The following is a 19147-nucleotide window of genomic DNA, read 5'->3' on the forward strand; positions in this document are numbered from 1 at the left end:
CGGGCGCAGGACAGGCGCCGCCGCGCGGGGCGTCGACAGCAGACGACGGCAGATGACAGAGGGAGAGAGCGATGAGCGCAGTGGACCAAGGGGCGCAGGGAGCCGAGCGCACACTCGGCCAGCTGGTCGCCTCGGCCACCGCCGAGATGTCCGCCCTGGTGCACGACGAGATCGCCCTCGCCAAGGCGGAGATCCGCCAGGACGTCAAGCGCGTGGGCATCGGCGGCACCGCCATCGGGATCGCAGGCGTGTTCGCCCTGTTCTCCCTGCCCGTGCTGAGCTTCGCGGCGGCGTACGGGATCCACAACCTCGGGCTCGGGCTGGCCTGGTCCTTCCTCATCGTCGGCGTGGCGTTCCTGCTGCTCGCGGGCCTGCTGGCGCTGATCGCCGTATCGAAGTTCAAGAAGGTCAAGCCGCCGGAGAAGACCATCGCGTCCGTCAAGCAGACCGCGGCGGTCGTCGGGACCGTCAAGCCGCATCCGCGGTCGGTGAGTGACCAGGCCGTGGGTGTGGCACGCTCGTCCTCATGACAGCGCCCTCACCGGAGTCCAGCACTCCGCCCACCGCCGCGACGGCGGTCAGGATCGACGTGCCCGGCGGGCGAGCGGTGACCCACCGGGACGTCGCGGCCAACGGGGCCCGGTTCCACGTCGCCGAGATGGGCGACGGGCCGCTGGTGCTGCTGCTGCACGGCTTCCCGCAGTTCTGGTGGACGTGGCGGCACCAGCTGACCGCCCTCGCCGACGCCGGGTACCGGGCGGTCGCCATGGACCTGCGCGGAGTGGGCGGCAGCGACCGCACCCCCCGCGGCTACGACCCGGCGAACCTGGCGCTCGACATCACCGGGGTCGTACGGTCCCTCGGCGAGCCCGACGCCGCCCTCGTGGGGCACGACCTCGGCGGCTACCTCGCCTGGACCGCGGCCGTGATGCGGCCCAAGCTGGTGCGCCGGCTCGTGGTCTCCTCGATGCCGCACCCGCGGCGCTGGCGCTCGGCGATGCTGTCCGACTTCGGCCAGACCCGCGCCAGTTCGCACATCTGGGGCTTCCAGCGGCCGTTCGTTCCGGAGCGGCAGCTCGTCGCCGACGACGGGGCGCTCGTGGCCGAGCTGATCCGGGACTGGTCCGGCCCGCTGCCGCCCGCGGCGGAGGACCTCGACGTGTACCGGCGGGCCATGTGCATCCCGTCCACCGCGCACTGCTCGATCGAGCCGTACCGCTGGATGATGCGGTCGATGGCCCGGCCCGACGGGCTCCAGTTCAACCGCCGGATGAAGCGGCCGGTGCGCGTACCGACGCTGCACCTGCACGGTTCGCTCGACCCGGTGATGCGCACCCGCAGCGCGGCCGGCTCCGGGGAGTACGTCGAAGCCCCGTACCGGTGGCGCCTGTTCGACGGGCTCGGGCACTTCCCCCACGAGGAGGATCCCGCCGCCTTCTCGACCGAGCTGGTGAACTGGCTGAAGGACCCCGAGCCGGACCGCTGATCCGACGGGGTCTCAGCTGACCGGCCGTCAGTACGACGGTCCGACGAGCATTCAATTGCCCGGCGCATAGGCCAATTGGCCGCCCCGGGAGGGGTTACGGACCTTGGGGCCCGGGCACAGCTCGTTGTATGGGCTGGACGCACGACTACGGTGACACCGCACGCGAACACCGCCCGGCAGCGACGCCGGGCACGCACGGGAGGACGGGCCGGGACGGCCACGACCCCCGACTCGGGATTCCGCGCATCCTGCGCCGCCGGGCCCGGTGGGTCTCGGCGCGCCTGCGGCATCCACGGACGTAGCGGGAGCCGCGCCCCGTTCCGTACGGATCAGAGGGCGCAGCCCTGGCTGTCGACCCGCCGGTCGGAAATCTTCCCGATCCGGATGTCGTCGCGGACCTCGTCCGCCGTCAGCGCGTAGCCGGTGTTCGGGTCGTCGAGCGACTTCGCGAAGACGACCCCGTACACCTTGCCGTCGGGCGTCAGCAGCGGCCCGCCGGAGTTGCCCTGGCGGACGGTCGCGTACAGCGAGTAGACGTCCCGGCGGACGGTGCCGCGGTGGTAGATGTCCGGGCCGTTGGCGTTGATCCGGCCGCGGACGCGCGCCGCGCGGACGTCGTACGCGCCGTTCTCCGGGAAGCCGGCGACGATCGCGTCGCTGCCGCTCGACGCGTCCTTGTCGGTGAACTCCAGCGCGGGCGCCTTCAGCTTGGGCACGTCCAGGACGGCGATGTCGCGCTCCCAGTCGTAGAGCACGACCTTGCCGTCGTAGAGCTTGCCCTCGCCGCCGATCTGCACGGTCGGCTCGCCGACCCCGCCGACGACATGCGCGTTGGTCATCACCTTGCCGGGCGCGAAGACGAAACCGGTCCCCTCCAGGACCTTGCTGCAACTCGGCGCGGTACCGACGACCTTCACGATCGAGCGCTTGGCCGCCTCGGCGACGGGGCTGCGGGCGAGCGCCGGGTCGGGGGCCTTCACCTCGGTGATCGGCTCGTTCGAGAACGGGCTGAAGACCTGCGGGAAGCCGCTGCGCGCGAGGGTGGAGCTGAAGTCCGAGAACCAGGTGTTGGCCTGCGCGGGCAGCACCCGCGAGACGCCGAGCAGCACCTTGGAGTTGCGGACTTCCTTGCCCAGGGTGGGGAGTGAGGTCCCGGCGAGGGCCGAGCCGATCAGCCATGCCACCAGCAGCATCGCGACGACGTTGACCAGGGCGCCGCCGGTCGCGTCGAGGGCGCGCGCCGGCGACCACGTGATGTGGCGGCGCAGGCGGTTGCCCAGATGGGTGGTGAAGGCCTGCCCGATCGAGGCACAGACGATGATCACCACGACGGCGATGACCACGACCGTGGTCGAGACCTGGGTGCCGTTGTCGGTCACCCGGTCCCATATCAGGGGGAGCAGGGACACGGCGATGAGACCACCGCCGAGGAAGCCGATCACCGACAGGATGCCGACGACGAACCCCTGGCGGTAGCCGACGATCGCGAACCACACGGCGGCGACCAGCAACAGGATGTCCAGCACGTTCACGAGGGTCACCGTCTCATGCGCGCCAGTCGAGCGGGACCTGCCTCGATCGGTCCCAGGGGCGCTCCCATCCCGCGAAATGCAGGATCCGGTCGATCACTCCGGCGGTAAAACCCCAGACCAGAGCCGATTCGACGGTAAAGGCGGGGCCCAGGTGACCCTTCGGATGGACGGCCATGACCCGATGATCGGGATCCGTGAGATCGGCCACGGGAACCGTGAAGACGCGGGCGGTCTCGGCCGGGTCCACGACGCCGACGGGGCTGGGATCGCGCCACCAGCCGAGCACCGGGGTCACGACGAACTCGCTGACCGGGATGTACAGGCGCGGCAGGACGCCGAAGATCTGGACGCCGGAGGGATCCAGCCCGGTCTCCTCCTCGGCCTCGCGCAGGGCGGCGCGCAGCGGGCCTGTGGTGTGCGGATCGCCGTCCTCCGGGTCGAGGGCGCCGCCAGGGAACGAGGGCTGGCCGGGGTGCGAGCGCAGGGTTCCGGCGCGCTCCATGAGCAGCAGCTCGGGGCCGCGCGGGCCCTCGCCGAAGAGGACCAGCACGGCGGACTGGCGGCCGCGGCCGTCCTCGGGCGGCAGGAACCGGCTCAGTTGGGTCGGCCGGACCGTTCGCACGGCCTCGACGACGGGATCGAGCCACCGGGGCAGGCCCTGGCTGCTCACGCGCAGAGCGCCCGGGTCCTCGCCCGGGTCCTCGTACGGGGTCTGGAACCGGTTCTCGTACGGCGTCTCGAACCGGGCCTCGTACGGGGCCTGCGGCCCTCCGTGCTGCGGCGGCGCGGCCGCCTGGGCCACACCGCTCTCGTCCCGCGCTCCGCGCGTCATAGGCACCCCTGCTCCCTGCCGTCGCCGACACCGTCGCCGTCCCGATACGGGGACAACGCGGCCCCGGGCCGGATTCGTTCCTCCGCGGGCCGCCGTGTGGGGGCGGCCCGCGGCCGTGCTGCGTACTCCGTGCCGCGCCGCGTGCTCTGCGCCGTGCTCCGCGCTCAGGAGCCGGCCGGGGCCTCCGGCGCGGACCCCAGCGGCGGGGCCGGGAGCCCCGGGTAGTCCGGCGGCGGGCTCAGACGCTGGCCGGGCTGGCCGCCCTTCTCGTACTTGAGCAGCTTCTTCGCCTTCTCCGGGTCCGTCTCGCCCTCCCCGTACGCCGGGCACAGCGGGGCGATCGGGCAGGCGCCGCAGGCGGGCTTGCGGGAGTGGCAGATCCGGCGGCCGTGGAAGACGACGCGGTGCGAGAGCATCGTCCACTCGCTCTTCGGGAAGATCGCGCAGATCTCCGCCTCGACCTTCTCCGGGTCCTCCTGCTCGGTCCACTTCCAGCGCCGCACCAGCCGGCCGAAGTGGGTGTCCACGGTGATCCCCGGGACACCGAACGCATTGCCGAGGACCACGTTGGCGGTCTTGCGGCCGACCCCCGGCAGCTTCACCAGGTCCTCGATCCGGCCCGGCACGTTCCCCCCGAAGTCGTCCCGCAGGGCCTGCGAGAGGCCGAGGAGGGAGCGCGCCTTCGCCCGGAAGAACCCGGTCGGCCGGATGATCTCCTCCAGCTCCTCCGGCACGGCAGCGGCCATGTCCTCGGGCGTCGGATAGGCGGCGAACAGGGCCGGGGTCGTCTGGTTCACGCGCAGGTCGGTGGTCTGCGCGGAGAGGACCGTGGCGACCAGGAGCTCGAAGGGATTCCGGAAGTCGAGCTCGGGGTGGGCGTACGGATAGATCTCGGCCAGCTCGCGGTTGATGCGGCGGGCCCGGCGCACCATCGCCAGATGCGATTCCGGTTTCTTGGCCGAACCTTTGCCCTGAGGGCTCGGCAGGGCCGTCCGGGGCTTCCGTGGCGTCTTCTCGGGGGCTTGTTCGCCCACAGCTGAATTGGGCCCGCCCGTCACTCCCGCGGACCCCTTGGCCTGTGCTCTCACCGGCTTATTGGACACCCGGCCAGCCTAAGGCCGGGCGCTGACACCCGCCTGGACCTCAGGTAACACCACCCTGATTGGTCTCTCACCGCACAGCACACGCGTACGTCCGGCATCCTTGGTAGTGATTGATCGCACTGTTTGAGCCGTCCGGCAAAATGGGGGACCAGGTCCCCTGAGCTGGTCGACATAGGAGAGAGACTCGTGGACGACGTTCTGCGGCGCGCCCCGCTCTTCGCGGCGCTCGATGATGAGCAGGCCGCGGAGCTCCGCGCCTCCATGGGCGAGGTGACCCTCGCACGCGGTGACGCCCTGTTCCACGAGGGCGACCCCGGTGACCGGCTGTATGTCGTGACCGAGGGCAAGGTGAAGCTCCACCGCACCTCCCCCGACGGCCGCGAGAACATGCTGGCCGTCCTCGGCCCCGGTGAGCTGATCGGCGAGCTGTCGCTGTTCGACCCGGGCCCGCGCACCGCCACCGCCACCGCCCTGACCGAGGTCAAGCTGCTCGGCCTCGGCCACGGCGACCTCCAGCCGTGGCTCAACGCCCGGCCCGAGGTCGCGACCGCGCTGCTGCGCGCGGTGGCCCGGCGCCTGCGCAAGACCAACGACCAGATGTCCGACCTGGTCTTCTCCGATGTGCCGGGCCGCGTGGCCCGCGCCCTCCTGGACCTGTCGCGCCGCTTCGGCGTGCAGTCCGAGGAAGGCATCCACGTCGTGCACGACCTGACGCAGGAAGAGCTGGCCCAGCTGGTCGGCGCCTCCCGCGAGACGGTCAACAAGGCCCTCGCCGACTTCGCGGGCCGCGGCTGGCTCCGCCTGGAGGCCCGCGCCGTGATCCTGCTGGACGTCGAGCGGCTGGCGAAGCGCTCGCGCTGAGCCCGTACCGGATGTGCGTGGAGGGGTCCTGCCCGGTCGGGCGGGGCCCCTTCCGCGTCCGCGGCGGGGAGGGCGGAACCCTTTCGGCGCAAGCGGCGCTCAGACGTCCGTCAGGGCCTCGACCGCCTGCTTCGCCTCCAGCAGATCCGCCCCCGTGACACGCCGGTAGACCTTGATGGCCTCGATCGTGCGGCCGTCGCGCACGAGCGCCCGTACCTCGTCCAGCCCGGCCGGCTCCGGCTCCTCGATGCCGAAGTGGTCCAGGACCAGGCCCAGGCGCCTCTCCAGCCGCTCCGAGCGCCGCTCCAGGGCCTTCATGCGCAGGGTCACCGTCGAGGTGATCCACGCGGCCGTGGCGATCAGCGCGAGCAGCAGGAACAGCGTGGTCATTCGGGGCCCCCCGGGATCAGTCCGTGATCTTGAAGGTACTCCAGCTGCGCTCGTACGGACCATTCCGCGGCCGGCCACAGCGAGCGGTCCACGTCCGCGTAGACGTGGGCGACGACCGCCTCGGGGGTCGTGTACCCGTCCTCCACGGCGGTCTCGACCTGGGCGAGCCGGTGCGCGCGGTGGGCCAGGTAGAACTCGACCGCGCCCTGGGCGTCGTCCAGGACCGGCCCGTGGCCCGGGAGCACCGTGTGCACGCCGTCGTCGACCGTCAGCGAGCGCAGCCGGCGCAGGGAGGCCAGGTAGTCGCCGAGCCGGCCGTCGGGGTGGGCCACGACGGTGGTGCCGCGGCCGAGGATCGTGTCGCCGGTCAGGACCGCGCGGTCGGCGGGCAGGTGGAAGCAGAGCGAGTCGGCGGTGTGGCCCGGGGTCGGGACCACGCGCAGCTCCAGGCCGCCGGTGCGGATCACGTCCCCGGCGCCGAGCCCCTCGTCCCCGAGGCGCAGCGCGGGGTCCAGGGCGCGGACCTTGGTACGGGTGAGCTCGGCGAACCGGCCAGCGCCCTCGGCGTGGTCGGGGTGGCCGTGCGTGAGGAGGGTCAGCGCGATCCGCTGGCCGGCCCGCTCGGCGGTCTCGATGACCGCGCGCAGGTGGGCCTCGTCCAGGGGGCCCGGATCGATGACGACGGCTTCCGCGGAACCGGGCTCCGAGACGAGCCAGGTGTTGGTGCCGTCCAGGGTCATCGCCGAGGCGTTGGGGGCCAGGATGTTGACCGCGCGGGCGGTGGCGCGCCCTGAGGTAACGATTCCTCGGGGCTGTCCGGGCAGGGCGCTCGCACTGGTCACGGGGTGCCTCCGGGGCGGACGTGCTTGGTGAACTCGTCGTGGCCGGGCCAGCTGAGCACCAGCTCCCCGTTCTCCAGCGCGGCCTGCGCCAGTACGGGCGCCAGGTCCTGGTCGGCCGCCGCGGCGAGGGCCTCCGCCGCGCTCCCGTACGGCTCCAGCGAACGCAGCGTCGAGATGGTGGGCGGCATCATCAGCAGCTCGCCCTTGTCGTAGCCGGCGGCGGCGTCCGCGGGGCGGATCCAGACGGTCCGGTCGGCCTCGGTGGAGGCGTTGCGGGTGCGCTGGCCCTCCGGGAGGGCGGCGACGAAGAACCAGGTGTCGTAACGGCGGGGCTCGAACTCCGGGGTGATCCAGCGGGCCCAGGCGCCGAGCAGATCGGAGCGCAGCAGCAGGCCGCGGCGGTCGAGGAACTCGGCGAACGAGAGCTCGCGGGCGACGAGGGCCGCCCGGTCGGCCTCCCAGTCCTCGCCGGTGGTGTCGCCGACGACCGTGTCGGGGGACTCCCCCGCGAGCAGGACGCCGGCCTCCTCGAAGGTCTCGCGGACGGCGCCGCAGACGATCGCCTGGGCGCTGCGCGGATCGGTGGCGAGGCGGGCGGCCCAGGCCTCCCGGTCCGGACCGGCCCAGCCCACGAGGTGGTCCTCGTCGCGGGGATCGACCCCGCCCCCGGGGTAGGCGTACGCGCCGCCCGCGAAGGCCATGGAGGTCTTGCGGCGCAGCATGTGCACGGCGGGTCCTGCGGGGGTGTCGCGGAGCAGCATGACGGTGGCGGCGCGGCGGGGTTCCACCGGGACGAGGGACCCGTCCATGAGCGCGCGGATCCGGTCCGGCCACTCCGGCGGGTACCACTGGCCTCCGGCGGGGGGCTGCTGCTGACCGTGCTGACCATTCGGCATGTCGGGATGCTACGGGTATCCGGCCCGATGTTCGAGGGCTCCCCCGGGCGGGCCGGGGCGGGTGTCGGTCCGGGCGGCAGAGGACGCCGGTCACGGCGACGGGACGCGAACGGCCCCGGCGGGCCGCCGGACGGAGTCCGGTGCAGCGGCGCGGAGCCGGTGCGGCCCGCCGGGGCCGGAGCGCGCGAGTGGCGCGTGAAGAGGGGGTACGACGCGTCAGGAAGCGGTACGGCGCGTCGAGAAGAGGTACGACGCGTCAGGAAGCGGAGACCTCGACCTGGAGCTCGACCTCGACCGGGGCGTCCAGCGGGAGCACCGCCACGCCGACCGCGCTGCGGGCGTGGACGCCCTTGTCGCCGAGCACCTCACCGAGCAGCTCGCTCGCGCCGTTCAGCACGCCGGGCTGGCCCGTGAAGTCCGGGGCCGAGGCCACGAAGCCGACGACCTTCACGACGCGCTCGATCTTGTCGAGGTCGCCGATCACGGACTTGACCGCCGCCAGGGCGTTCAGCGCGCAGACCGCGGCCAGCTTCTTGGCCTCCTCCGCGGAGACCTCCGCCCCGACCTTGCCGGTCGTCGGCAGGCTGCCGCTGACCATCGGGAGCTGCCCCGCGGTGAACACGTACGCGCCCGACCGCACGGCCGGCTGGTAGGCGGCCAGCGGCGGGACGACGTCCGGCAGGGTCAGGCCGAGCTCGGCCAGCTTCGCCTCGACAGCGCCGCTCATACCTTCTCCCGCTTGAGGTAGGCCACGAGCTGCTCGGGGTTGTTGGGGCCGGGCACGACCTGGACGAGCTCCCAGCCGTCCTCGCCCCAGGTGTCCAGGATCTGCTTGGTGGCGTGGACCAGCAGCGGGACCGTCGCGTATTCGAACTTCTTGGTCATGGGGGCGAGCGTAACGCGTGACACCGAGGGCTCATGCGCAGCCCGAGGGGCGAGTGGTTAGGCTCAGACGCTGTGAGCAGGCTCCAGGTGGTCAGCGGCAAGGGCGGAACCGGAAAGACCACGGTCGCCGCGGCACTCGCGCTCGCCCTCGCGCGCGAGGGCAGACGGACGCTGCTGGTCGAGGTCGAGGGCAGGCAGGGGATCGCGCAGCTCTTCGGAGCGGAGGCGCTCCCGTACGAGGAGCGCAAGATCGCCGTCGCCTCGGGCGGCGGGGAGGTCTTCGCGCTGGCCATCGACGCCGAGCGGGCGCTCCTGGACTACCTCCAGATGTTCTACAAACTGGGCTCCGCCGGCCGCGCCCTGAAGAAGCTCGGCGCCATCGACTTCGCGACGACCATCGCGCCGGGGCTACGGGACGTGCTGCTGACCGGCAAGGCGTGCGAGGCCGTCCGGCGCAAGGACAAGGCCGGGCGTTACGTCTACGACCACGTGATCATGGACGCGCCGCCGACCGGGCGGATCACCCGCTTCCTGAACGTCAACGACGAGGTGGCGGGGCTGGCCCGGTTCGGGCCGATCCACAACCAGGCACAGGCCGTCATGAAGGTGCTCAAGTCCCCCGAGACGGCCGTCCACCTGGTCACGCTGCTGGAGGAGATGCCCGTCCAGGAGACCGCCGACGGGATCGCGGAGCTGGAGGAGGCCGGACTGCCCGTGGGGCGGGTCGTCGTCAACATGGTGCGGCCGCACCATCTGGACGAGGACACCCTGCGCGCCGCCGCCGGCGAGCGCCGGGCGGACGTGGCCAAGGCGCTGTCCCGGGCGGGCCTGGGCGGCGCCCGCCGCGGCGGGGTCGCGGAGCGGCTGGTGGACCCGCTGCTCGCGCAGGCCGCCGAGCACGCGAGCCGGGTGGAGCTGGAGCGCGCGCAGCGCACCGTACTGGAGCAGCTGGACGTGGCGACGTACGAACTCCCCCTGCTCGGCGCGGGAATGGATCTGGCCGGGCTCTACGAGCTGGCCTCGGAACTGCGGAAGCAGGCGGGCGAGGAATGACCGAGGCCACGACGGGAACGAAGACCGGCGCCCGCATGGACGCGGCCCGCATGGACGCCGCCCCGCGGCTGCCCGTGGACCGGCTGCTGGACGACCCCGGGACGCGGATCATCGTCTGCTGCGGAGCGGGCGGGGTCGGCAAGACCACGACCGCCGCGGCCCTGGGCGTACGGGCGGCCGAGCGCGGGCGGAAGGTGGTCGTGCTGACCATCGACCCGGCGCGCCGGCTCGCCCAGTCGATGGGGATCGACTCCCTGGACAACACCCCGCGCCGGGTGAAGGGGGTCGACGGCGCGGACGGCGGTGAACTGCACGCCATGATGCTGGACATGAAGCGGACCTTCGACGAGATCGTCGAGGGGCACGCGGACTCCGAGCGGGCCGAGGCCATCCTCGCCAACCCCTTCTACCAGTCGCTGTCGGCCGGCTTCGCGGGCACGCAGGAGTACATGGCGATGGAGAAGCTGGGCCAGCTGCGGGCCCGCGAGGACTGGGACCTGATCGTCGTGGACACCCCGCCGAGCCGGTCCGCGCTGGACTTCCTCGACGCGCCGAAGCGGCTGGGGTCCTTCCTGGACGGGAAGTTCATCCGGGTGCTGATGGCTCCGGCGAAGGTGGGCGGCCGGGCGGGGATGAAGTTCCTCAACGTCGGCATGTCCCTGATGACCGGCACGCTGAGCAAGCTGATGGGCGCCTCGCTGCTGAAGGACGTGCAGACGTTCGTGGCGGCGATGGACACGATGTTCGGCGGTTTCCGCACGCGCGCGGACGCGACGTTCCGGCTCCTCCAGGCTCCCGGTACGGCCTTCCTGGTGGTCGCGGCGCCCGAGCCGGACGCGCTGCGGGAGGCGGCGTACTTCGTGGAGCGGCTGGCCGCGGAGAAGATGCCGCTGGCCGGGCTCGTACTGAACCGGGTGCACGTCAGCGGGGCCGACCAGCTGTCCGCGGAGCGGGCGTTGGCCGCCGCAGAGAATCTTGAAGAAGGCGGCATTGTCGATCAGGAGTCCGGGAATGCTGGACTTCGTGACTCGGCCGCGGAGGCCGACGCGACGGGAGCCGGGGCCGCGGAGAGCGGCGCGGACGCCGACGTGGACGAGATCACCGCTGGACTGCTGCGTCTGCACGCCGAGCGGATGCAGGTGATCGCACGTGAACAGCGCACACGCGATCGTTTCACCTCACTGCACCCCGAGGTGGCGGTGGCCGAAGTGGCCGCCCTGCCCGGCGATGTGCACGACCTCGCCGGGCTGCGGGCCATCGGAGAGCGACTCGCGGCCGGGGTGCCGGCCGGAGCGTAGGCGTTCGTACGGCGGCGGCCTACCCGGCTGCCGCGTACGTCTCGTACGGGACGTCGAGGTCCGCCATGTCCGCATCGACATCCACGGTGAGGATGCCCGTACTGCGCTCGTACTCCGTGCGGGCGGTTTCGAGCAGCCGTCGCCACGAGGTGACGGTGGGACGCCTGCGCAGCAGTGCGCGACGCTCCCGCTCGGTCATTCCGCCCCATACTCCGAACTCGACACGATTGTCGAGCGCGTCGGCCAGGCACTCGGTCCGCACCGGACATCCGGTGCACACCGCCTTGGCCCTGTTCTGTGCCGCTCCTTGAACGAACAGTTCATCCGGATCGGTAGTGCGGCAGGCTGCCTGCGCACTCCAGTCGGTAACCCAGCCCATCCCGGCGCCGTCCTCTCCCGAATCGAGGCTCCCCCACGGCGGTAGCGGCATATTCACCGCTGCCAGTTGAGGACGTTACGGAAGGTGGGCACGGCGCAACACCCCCGACGGGCCCAATCTTGAATGGTCCGAACGGACTATGGGTAAGCGGCAGATCACCCGACGGAGTGATCCGGCGACATGCCCGACCATTCCGGCAATTCGGGTGGAATCGGCGGACCACGGACGAGCGACCGTCAGAGTGAGGGGCGAGATTCGGACGTAAGTCCACCCCATTCGGGAAGGGTGAAAATCAAGCCGAGGGGTTGATGTCGCACCGGACTGCTGTGACAGTTGAGGACAGCTTAGGCCAAGGCATTCGCGCGTGTCCGGCGAATGAGAACGTAGGCTGCCCTCCATGGGAAAGAAGCGCTCGGGCGCCGGGCTCACGGGGCCGCAGCAGGCCGCCAAGTTCCTCGGGGTGTCCGTTCTCTCCGGAGTTGTGCTGGCCGGCATCGCCATCCCGGGCGCAGGCGCCCTGGGACTCGCCGCCAAGGGGACGGTCGAGGGATTCGACGAGATCCCGGCCAATCTCAAGACGCCGCCGCTGAGTCAGCGCACGACGATTCTGGACGCCGAGGGTGGCTTGATCGCCACGGTCTATTCACGGGACCGGCAGGTGGTGCCGCTCACGGCCATCTCCCCGTACATGCAGAAGGCGATCGTCGCGATCGAGGACTCGCGTTTCTACGAGCACGGCGCGATCGACGCGAAGGGCATCCTGCGCGCGGTGAACCGCAACGCGCAGGAAGGCGGAGCCGCGCAGGGCGCCTCGACGCTGACCCAGCAGTACGTGAAGAACGTGTTCGTCGAAGAAGCCGGTGACGACGAGACCAAGGTGCGCGAGGCCCAGGAGAAGAGCCTCGGCCGCAAGATCCGCGAGCTGAAGTACTCGATCCAGGTCGAGGAGGAGCTCGGGAAGAAGAAGATCCTTGAGAACTACCTCAACATCACGTACTTCGGCCAGCAGGCGTACGGAATCGAATCCGCCGCCCAGCGTTACTTCAGCAAGCCGGCCAAGGACCTGACCCTGGACGAGTCGGCGCTGCTGGCGGGCGTGGTGCAGTCGCCGAGCCGGTTCGACCCGGTGAACGACGCGCAGGAGGCGATGAAGCGCCGCAACGTCGTCCTCCAGCGGATGGCCGACATGAAGGACATCTCGCAGGCCGAGGCGGACGAGGCGAAGAAGAAGCCGGTGACGCTGAAGGTGACGCGGCCGAAGAACGGCTGCATCACCGCGGTCAAGGGCGCGGGCTTCTTCTGCGACTACGTGCGCAACACGTTCCTGACCGACCCTGTCTTCGGCAAGACCCGCGAGGAGCGGGCGAAGCTCTGGAACCAGGGCGGCCTGACCGTACGGACGACGCTGGACCCGCAGTCGCAGGAGTCCGTCAACGAGTCGATCAAGGACCACGTCAACCAGGACGACAAGGTCGCCACCGCCGTCACCCTGGTGCAGCCGGGCACGGGTCGGGTCCTCGCGATGGGCCAGTCCAAGCCGTACGGCTTCGGGAAGAACGAGACGCAGATCAACTTCTCGGTCGACAAGCGGATGGGCGGATCGAACTTCGGCTTCCCGACCGGTTCGACCTTCAAGCCGTTCGTCGCGGCCGCGGCCCTGGAGAAGGGCGTGCCGGCGGGCAAGACGTACGCCTCCCCGCACGACATGGAGTACCCGAGCCCGGTGCAGACCTGCGGCGACAAGCCCTGGGTCAACACCTCGCACGACCGGGTGGAGAACGAGTCGGAGTCCGAGCGCGGCCCGTACGGCATGCAGGAGGCCATGGCCAAGTCGGTCAACACGTACTTCGTGGAGATGATCTCCGAGAACGGGCTCTGCCCCGTGACCGACATGACCACGAAGCTCGGCGTGATCCCGGCCGACGGGACGAAGCTGCCGGAGGTCCCGGCCATCGCGCTCGGCACCGAGGGCATGTCCCCGCTGACCATGGCGAACGCGTACGCGACCTTCGCCAACCGCGGCGTGTACTGCACCCCCGTCGCGCTGGAGTCCATCACGGACGCCCACGGCAAGGCGCTGGCCGTGCCGAAGTCGCAGTGCGACCGCGTGATGAGCGAGAAGACCGCCGACACCGTCAACACGCTGCTGCTCGGCGTGATCGACTCCGGTACGGGTACGGCCGCGGGCCTGACCGACCGGCAGAACGCGGGCAAGACCGGCACCACCGACAGCCGCTACAACGCCTGGTTCGTCGGGTACACGCCGAACATGGCGGGCGCGACGTGGGTCGGCTCGGGCGGCGCCAAGCAGGTGTCGATGGAGAACATCACCATCGGTGGCCAGTACTACGACAAGGTCTACGGCGGCGGGCTGCCCGGCCCGATCTGGAAGCAGGCGGTCTCGGGCGCGCTGGACGGCCGCGAGGCGCCGAACTTCGTCACGGTCGGCCTCGGGCCCGACACCGGGGCGCCGACCGGCGGCGGCCGGCCCACCAACCCGACGCCGAACAAGCCGGGGAAGCCCGGCAAGCCGGGCGGCGACAACAAGCCCGGAGGCCGCCCCGGAGGCCAGACGGCGGCCGGAGCCACGGGCGGCGCCGCGGCCGGCCCGACCGGGGGCGCGACGGGCGGCGACACGCCGACCGACCCGTTCCCCGGCGGCATCATCGGCGGCCTGGAGGACTGACCGCCGGCAGCTGACGAGAAGGGCCCCGCCCGCGCGACGCGCGGACGGGGCCTCTCTTTTTCTTCGGCGTACTCCTACGCGAGTGCTTCTAGACGAGTGCCTCTAGGCGAGGTGCTTCTAGGCGAGGTGCTTCTTGACGGCGGCGGCGACGCGGCCGCCCTCCGCCAGACCGGCCACCTTCGGGTTCACGATCTTCATGACGGCACCCATGGCCCGCGGCCCCTCGGCACCCGCGGCCTTGGCCTCCTCGACGGCCTGCGCCACGATCGCGCCGAGCTCCTCGTCGCTGAGCTGCTTGGGCAGGTAGGTGTCGAGGAACTCGCCCTCCGCCGTCTCGCGCGCGGCCTGCTCGGGACGACCGCCCTGCGCGAAGGCCTCCGCGGCCTCGCGGCGCTTCTTCGCCTCCTTGGCGATCACCTTGAGGACCTCGTCGTCGGAGAGCACGCGTGCCTCCTTGCCCGCGACCTCCTCCTTGGTGATGGCGGCGAGGGTCAGGCGCAGCGTGGACGAGTGCAGCTCGTCGCGCGCCCTGATGGCGGTGGTGAGGTCTTCCTGGAGCTTGGCCTTGAGCGTGGTCATGACTGGAGTCTGCCAGGTGGAGGGGCAGTGGCGCCCGCCGGTTTTGCGCGTCTGCGACGATGGGGCCATGCGTGCGCGTTACGGAGTACCCCTGAAGGTCACGGCGTCGATCGCGGCGGTGGGGGCCGCCGGTGTCGCCTATGCCGCCGGTTTCGAGGCGCGGTCGTTCCGGCTGCGCCGGATCACCGTGCCGGTGCTCCCCGCCGGGATGCGGCCGCTGCGCGTGCTCCAGGTCTCCGACATCCACATGGTCGGCGGGCAGCACAAGAAGCGCGCCTGGCTCCAGTCGCTGGCCGGCCTGCGCCCGGACTTCGTGGTGAACACGGGCGACAACCTCTCCGACACGGAGGGCGTGCCGGAGGTGCTGGACGCCTTGGGCCCCCTGATGTCCTTCCCCGGGGTGTACGTCTTCGGCTCGAACGACTACTACGGGCCGCGGCTGCGCAATCCCGGGCGCTACCTGATCGAGAAGGTCCAGGGCCGGCACGGGCTGAACGGCAACAAGCCGGTCGTCGGCGCCGTGCACAACCCGTGGGAGGAGATGCGGGACGCCTTCGACGCGGCGGGCTGGGTGAACCTCACCAACACGCGCGGCCGCCTGAAACTGCCCGGCCTGGAGCTGGCCTTCACCGGCCTCGACGACCCGCACATCAAGCGGGACCGGTACGAACGGGTCGCGGGCGGTCCGGAGCCGGACGCCGACTTCTCGATGGCCGTCGTGCACGCCCCGTACCTGCGGGTCCTGGAGTCCTTCACGGCCGACCGCTACCCGCTGATCCTGGCGGGGCACACACACGGCGGGCAGCTGTGCATCCCCTTCTACGGGGCGCTCGTCACCAACTGCGACCTGGACACGGAGCGGGTGAAGGGGCTCTCGACGCACGAGGCGGACGGGCACCGCGCCTACCTCCACGTCTCGGCGGGCTGCGGCACGAACCGCTACACCCCGGTCCGCTTCGCCTGCCCCCCGGAAGCCACCCTGCTGACGCTGACCCCGAAGGCGTAGGCCACCCGGCGCCCCCCTCGCGAAAACCGGATTTCGTCTCCGGCCGAGGGTCCGCTAAAGTAATCGATGTCGCCAGGACAGCAACTGCTGCAAGGCGACGATCGGGGTGTAGCGCAGCTTGGCAGCGCGCTTCGTTCGGGACGAAGAGGTCGTGGGTTCAAATCCCGCCACCCCGACAGTTGAGTACAAGGCCAGAGGCCCTTCCCTTCGGGGGAGGGCCTCTGGTTTTTTGTGACTCTCGGGGAGAGGTGTTCTGACCGACGTGGTCATCGCCCATGTCAGCGATCTGTATCTGGACCTCTCGGAGCGCCCCACGCGGCGCGCAGGCCGCTATGAACCACCTGCGCGACATGCCCGGGCCCGTCGATGCCGTCTTGGTATCGGGGGACATCGCCGACCGTGCGACGGCGGACGAGTGCGCGCAACCCTGCGAGCTGTTCGACTGCTGGTGCTGCCCGGCGACCATGACCGGCGGGGGCCGTTGCGTACGGGGCTGGTCGGTGCGGAGTCGGACGGCGGGGAGGTGAACCGGGTCGTCCGCCTGGCCGGGGCCGTCTTCCTGCTGTGCGGTTCGACGGTCCCGGGCAGCGACGAGGGGCTGCTCAGCGCCGCCGAGGGCGGGGAGCTGCCCGCCTGCACACCTCGCACGTGGACCGGGTCCCGCAGTTTGGCGAGGAGCGGCAGGCCGGGGCGCTGCTGTGCGGGCACGCGCACGCCGCCGCGCGCCACGGCGTTCGCGGGGCGGCCGCTGCTCGGGGCGGCCGGGGTGGTCTCGACCGTGCCGCTGCCCTTCGAGGGCCGGGCCGCCGTGGACCACGGACTCCCGCCGGCGGTCGGCGGCGGCTGGGGATGCGCTGCCGGGCGCTGGGTCCTTCTCCGTTCGTCGCGTCGGTTACGTGGCCGGCCCGGACTCGGCCGCCAGCGCCGCGAGTTCGGTGCGGACCAGTGCGAGGAAGTCGGCCGAGGGCGTGGCCTCCACCCCGCGTTCCCGCGCCGCCTCCCGCAGGCGGTCGAGGACCGCGCCGACCGTGGGGAGGGAGCCGGGCGGGCGCAGCAGCCACAGGCGGCCCGGCGGCCGGGGCGGGAGGCCGAGGGCCCTCAGGACCTCCTCGTCCTCCCGGTCGAGGTCGCGCAGATCGGGGTCGTCGAGCGGGGCGGCCTCCACGTCGGTGACGTGCCCGTGGCCGTCCAGCCGGGTCTCAACCGCCCAGTGGGTGGACCGGTCCGGGATCCAGGTCCGGTACGCCGGCGGCCACACGTAGGGGAGGAACGCCCACAGCGTTTCGCCGGGCGCGGGCTCCCAGCCGAGCACCTCCAGCTCCCGGACCTCGGGCAGCCGGTCCGGCTCCTGCTCGCTGCGGCCGGAGCGGCGCAGCGCGAGCGGGTGCGGTGTTCCGCCCTCGTCCCACGAGCCCCATGAGCCCCACGAACCCCACGCGTCGAACGAGTCCACCGAGTCCCTCGCCATGCGCGCAGGCTACCGCCGCGGCGGCCCCCGGCCTACGACCGGCGGAAGTCCACCTCGGACGGCGGCTCCCCCGGCCAGTTCAGCCGGGTCGGCGCCGGCGGCGTCTCGGCGAGTACGGTCCCCCGCGCGACCACGTACCGCGGCCGGACCTGGCGGCGTACCGCCTCGGCCGGGGTCTCGGCCGGGAGCAGCACGAAAGAGGCGGGCGCGCCCTCGGCGATCCCGTACTCCGCCTCCGTCAGGCCCAGCACCCGCGCCGCGCGCCCGGTCACCATCTCGAAGGCCACCGGGATCTCGTCCGCCCCCGTGAGCTGGGCGGCGTACAGCCCGACGAGGGCGGTCTGGAGCGGGTTCGCGGTGCCGAGGGCGTTCCACGGGTCCATCACGTCGTCGTGGCCGAAGGCCACGTTCACCCCCGCCGCCAGCATCTCCTTGACCTGGGTGAGCCCGCGCCGCTTCGGGTAGTCGTCGAAGCGGCCCTGGAGGTTGAGGTTCGCGAACGGGTTGGAGACCAGGTTGATCCCGGAACGGGACAGCAGCCGCCGGAGTTTGAAGCTGTACGCGCCGCCGTAGGAGCCCATCGCCGTCGTGTGCGAGGCCGTCGCCCGCTCCCGCAGCCCCGTGCGCAGCGCCAGCGCGGCCAGCACCTCCACGAACCGGGACTGCTCGTCGTCGATCTCGTCGCAGTGGGCGTCCACGCGCAGCCCGTGCTCCTCGGCCACGGCGAAGGCGATCCCGAGCGAGGCGACCCCGTCCTCGCGGGTGTCCTCGAAGTGCGGGATCGCCCCGACGACGTCGGCGCCGCGCGCCACCGCCTCGCGCAGCAGTGCCTCGCCGCCGGGGAAGGAGACGATGCCCTCCTGCGGGAACGCGACGATCTGCAGGGTCATGAACTCCCGGACCCGGTCGCGGACCTCCAGCAGCGCGTCCAGCGCGGTGAGCCCCGGGTCGGTGACGTCGCAGTGCGTGCGTACGTGCAGCACGCCGTGGGCCGCCTGCCAGCGCAGCACCTGCTCCGCCCGCGCGATCACGTCCTCCCGGGTCAGGGTGCGTTTGCGCTCGCTCCAGCAGGCGATGCCCTCCCACAGCGTCCCGGAGGCGTTCGGGCGCGGCTCCCCGGCGGTCAGGGCGGTGTCCAGGTGGATGTGCGGCTCGACGAAGGGGGCGGTGAGCAGACCGCCGTGCGCCTCGATCAGCACGCCGGTGGCCGGCGGCTCCTTCTGGTCGTCGTACGGGACCACCCGCGCGATGCGCCCGTCCTCGGCGACCTCCACGTCGGAGAGTCCTTCGGTGTGGAGCAGCCGGGCGCCCCGGACGATCATCCGCATGCGGCCACCCTACGACCGTGGCCCGCGGTTTCCGGGGAAACCGCGGGCCACGACGCCTGCACCGCGTGCGTGCCGGGCTCAGCCCCGCTTGGCCTGAGCCTTCTGCTGCATGCCCCGCGTCTTCGCGGAGACGGACTGCACGTCTCTGACCGCCGCCTTCGCGCGTGCCTCGGCCGCCGTGTTCTTCGCCCGCTCCCGCTCGCGCTCCGCGGCCTGTGACGTGCCGGCCCGAGCCTTCTTGGCCATGATCGCTCCTCCTCGGGACACATCGGGACGCACCGGAGGGCCTACGCCCTCCACTGTCCCTCCGTTGGCGGGAGGCGGCATCCGGAGCGAGGGTCAGCCGCGCCCGCCCTTGCGGCGCTGCTGCTCGCGCATCCGGTCTTCCTGCATGGCCATCGTCTGCGCCTCGCGCACGTCCTCGACCAGCATCGCCGGCTTGTTCGACATCCCGGATTCGGACGACCGACGGTCCTCGTGAGTCTGTTCCTTGCGCTGCTTCGCCATGATCACTCCTCACTGG

21 protein-coding genes and 1 tRNA gene are annotated in these 19147 nt (G+C 71.8%); 8 read left to right on the plus strand and 14 right to left on the minus strand.

All coding sequences use genetic code 11. The features are described 5' to 3' along the window. Positions 1 to 71: 71 nt before the first annotated feature. Entirely contained in the window at positions 72 to 530 is a 459-nt protein-coding gene (locus tag CP980_RS15725; protein ID WP_099890244.1) for a phage holin family protein, read from the plus strand. Continuing rightward, positions 527 to 1486 carry an alpha/beta fold hydrolase gene (locus tag CP980_RS15730; RefSeq protein ID WP_099890246.1) on the plus strand — a complete coding sequence of 320 codons (960 nt, stop codon included), beginning with the start codon at positions 527 to 529 and terminating at the stop codon, positions 1484 to 1486. The genes CP980_RS15725 and CP980_RS15730 overlap by 4 nt, the downstream gene beginning before the upstream one ends. A gap of 329 nt (positions 1487 to 1815) precedes the next feature. On the opposite strand, the gene CP980_RS15735 is transcribed toward CP980_RS15730, so the two are convergent. The 3 genes from CP980_RS15735 to nth form a co-directional block, all read right to left on the minus strand. After that, positions 1816 to 3018, minus strand: a complete 1203-nt coding sequence (locus CP980_RS15735; RefSeq protein ID WP_132758406.1) for a MarP family serine protease — start codon at positions 3016 to 3018, stop codon at positions 1816 to 1818. Positions 3019 to 3031: 13 nt separating this feature from the next. After that, positions 3032 to 3850 carry an NUDIX hydrolase gene (locus tag CP980_RS15740; RefSeq protein WP_132758404.1) on the minus strand — a complete coding sequence of 273 codons (819 nt, stop codon included), beginning with the start codon at positions 3848 to 3850 and terminating at the stop codon, positions 3032 to 3034. A gap of 164 nt (positions 3851 to 4014) precedes the next feature. After that, positions 4015 to 4782, minus strand: coding sequence for an endonuclease III (gene nth / locus CP980_RS15745; protein WP_229907388.1), 768 nt, complete (start codon positions 4780 to 4782; stop codon positions 4015 to 4017). A 357-nt stretch (positions 4783 to 5139) separates the two neighbouring features. Between nth and CP980_RS15750 the strand changes: the two genes are divergently transcribed. Next, complete coding sequence (locus CP980_RS15750; RefSeq protein WP_003981529.1) at positions 5140 to 5814, plus strand: Crp/Fnr family transcriptional regulator; 675 nt, start codon at positions 5140 to 5142, stop codon at positions 5812 to 5814. A 99-nt stretch (positions 5815 to 5913) separates the two neighbouring features. On the opposite strand, the gene CP980_RS15755 is transcribed toward CP980_RS15750, so the two are convergent. The 5 genes from CP980_RS15755 to sp36 all read right to left on the minus strand — a co-directional run bounded on the left by CP980_RS15755 (position 5914) and on the right by sp36 (position 8827). After that, positions 5914 to 6204: a hypothetical protein gene (locus CP980_RS15755; protein ID WP_099890252.1), complete on the minus strand. Its 291-nt coding sequence runs from the start codon at positions 6202 to 6204 to the stop codon at positions 5914 to 5916. Continuing rightward, positions 6201 to 7046, minus strand: coding sequence for an MBL fold metallo-hydrolase (locus tag CP980_RS15760; RefSeq protein ID WP_132758398.1), 846 nt, complete (start codon positions 7044 to 7046; stop codon positions 6201 to 6203). The genes CP980_RS15755 and CP980_RS15760 overlap by 4 nt, the downstream gene beginning before the upstream one ends. Next, on the minus strand, positions 7043 to 7942 hold the full coding sequence (locus CP980_RS15765) for an NUDIX hydrolase (protein ID WP_150528429.1): 900 nt from the start codon (positions 7940 to 7942) through the stop codon (positions 7043 to 7045). Before CP980_RS15765 ends, CP980_RS15760 begins: the two co-directional genes overlap by 4 nt. Before the next feature lie 256 nt (positions 7943 to 8198). Then, on the minus strand, positions 8199 to 8669 hold the full coding sequence (locus tag CP980_RS15770) for a RidA family protein (protein ID WP_123513323.1): 471 nt from the start codon (positions 8667 to 8669) through the stop codon (positions 8199 to 8201). After that, positions 8666 to 8827 (minus strand): Sp36 family protein, encoded by a 162-nt coding sequence (gene sp36, locus CP980_RS15775; protein ID WP_150528430.1) that lies wholly within the window; start codon positions 8825 to 8827, stop codon positions 8666 to 8668. The genes CP980_RS15770 and sp36 overlap by 4 nt, the downstream gene beginning before the upstream one ends. A gap of 72 nt (positions 8828 to 8899) precedes the next feature. Here sp36 and bagA point away from each other — a divergent pair, with 72 nt between their 5' ends. Both bagA and bagB read left to right on the plus strand, forming a co-directional pair. Beyond that, positions 8900 to 9880: an ATPase BagA gene (gene bagA / locus CP980_RS15780; protein WP_132758394.1), complete on the plus strand. Its 981-nt coding sequence runs from the start codon at positions 8900 to 8902 to the stop codon at positions 9878 to 9880. A 35-nt stretch (positions 9881 to 9915) separates the two neighbouring features. Further along, complete coding sequence (gene bagB, locus CP980_RS15785; RefSeq protein WP_229907394.1) at positions 9916 to 11178, plus strand: ATPase BagB; 1263 nt, start codon at positions 9916 to 9918, stop codon at positions 11176 to 11178. Between the two features lie 19 nt (positions 11179 to 11197). On the opposite strand, the gene CP980_RS15790 is transcribed toward bagB, so the two are convergent. Next, positions 11198 to 11557 carry a WhiB family transcriptional regulator gene (locus tag CP980_RS15790; protein ID WP_180291050.1) on the minus strand — a complete coding sequence of 120 codons (360 nt, stop codon included), beginning with the start codon at positions 11555 to 11557 and terminating at the stop codon, positions 11198 to 11200. A gap of 397 nt (positions 11558 to 11954) precedes the next feature. On the opposite strand from CP980_RS15790, the gene CP980_RS15800 reads away from it, so the two are divergent. Then, entirely contained in the window at positions 11955 to 14243 is a 2289-nt protein-coding gene (locus tag CP980_RS15800) for a transglycosylase domain-containing protein (protein ID WP_132758390.1), read from the plus strand. 117 nt (positions 14244 to 14360) lie between these two features. Here CP980_RS15800 and CP980_RS15805 read toward each other — a convergent pair whose 3' ends face one another. Then, positions 14361 to 14822: a GatB/YqeY domain-containing protein gene (locus tag CP980_RS15805; protein ID WP_099890266.1), complete on the minus strand. Its 462-nt coding sequence runs from the start codon at positions 14820 to 14822 to the stop codon at positions 14361 to 14363. Positions 14823 to 14889: 67 nt separating this feature from the next. Between CP980_RS15805 and CP980_RS15810 the strand changes: the two genes are divergently transcribed. After that, complete coding sequence (locus tag CP980_RS15810) at positions 14890 to 15828, plus strand: metallophosphoesterase (protein WP_132758388.1); 939 nt, start codon at positions 14890 to 14892, stop codon at positions 15826 to 15828. Between the two features lie 102 nt (positions 15829 to 15930). Further along, positions 15931 to 16004: transfer RNA gene (locus CP980_RS15815), tRNA-Pro, on the plus strand. A gap of 716 nt (positions 16005 to 16720) precedes the next feature. Here the strand turns inward: CP980_RS15815 and CP980_RS15820 are convergent. From CP980_RS15820 to CP980_RS35140, 4 genes are all read right to left on the minus strand, one after another. Next, on the minus strand, positions 16721 to 17296 hold the full coding sequence (locus CP980_RS15820; protein WP_150528431.1) for a DUF5956 family protein: 576 nt from the start codon (positions 17294 to 17296) through the stop codon (positions 16721 to 16723). Positions 17297 to 17328: 32 nt separating this feature from the next. Continuing rightward, entirely contained in the window at positions 17329 to 18624 is a 1296-nt protein-coding gene (gene codA / locus CP980_RS15825) for a cytosine deaminase (protein WP_280116490.1), read from the minus strand. Between the two features lie 78 nt (positions 18625 to 18702). Beyond that, positions 18703 to 18870: a hypothetical protein gene (locus CP980_RS35135; RefSeq protein ID WP_158734350.1), complete on the minus strand. Its 168-nt coding sequence runs from the start codon at positions 18868 to 18870 to the stop codon at positions 18703 to 18705. Between the two features lie 93 nt (positions 18871 to 18963). Then, positions 18964 to 19131, minus strand: coding sequence for a hypothetical protein (locus tag CP980_RS35140; RefSeq protein ID WP_167535839.1), 168 nt, complete (start codon positions 19129 to 19131; stop codon positions 18964 to 18966). Between the last annotated feature and the right edge of the window lie 16 nt (positions 19132 to 19147).

It is taken from the genome of Streptomyces vinaceus (genome assembly GCF_008704935.1).
GTDB lineage: Bacteria > Actinomycetota > Actinomycetes > Streptomycetales > Streptomycetaceae > Streptomyces > Streptomyces vinaceus.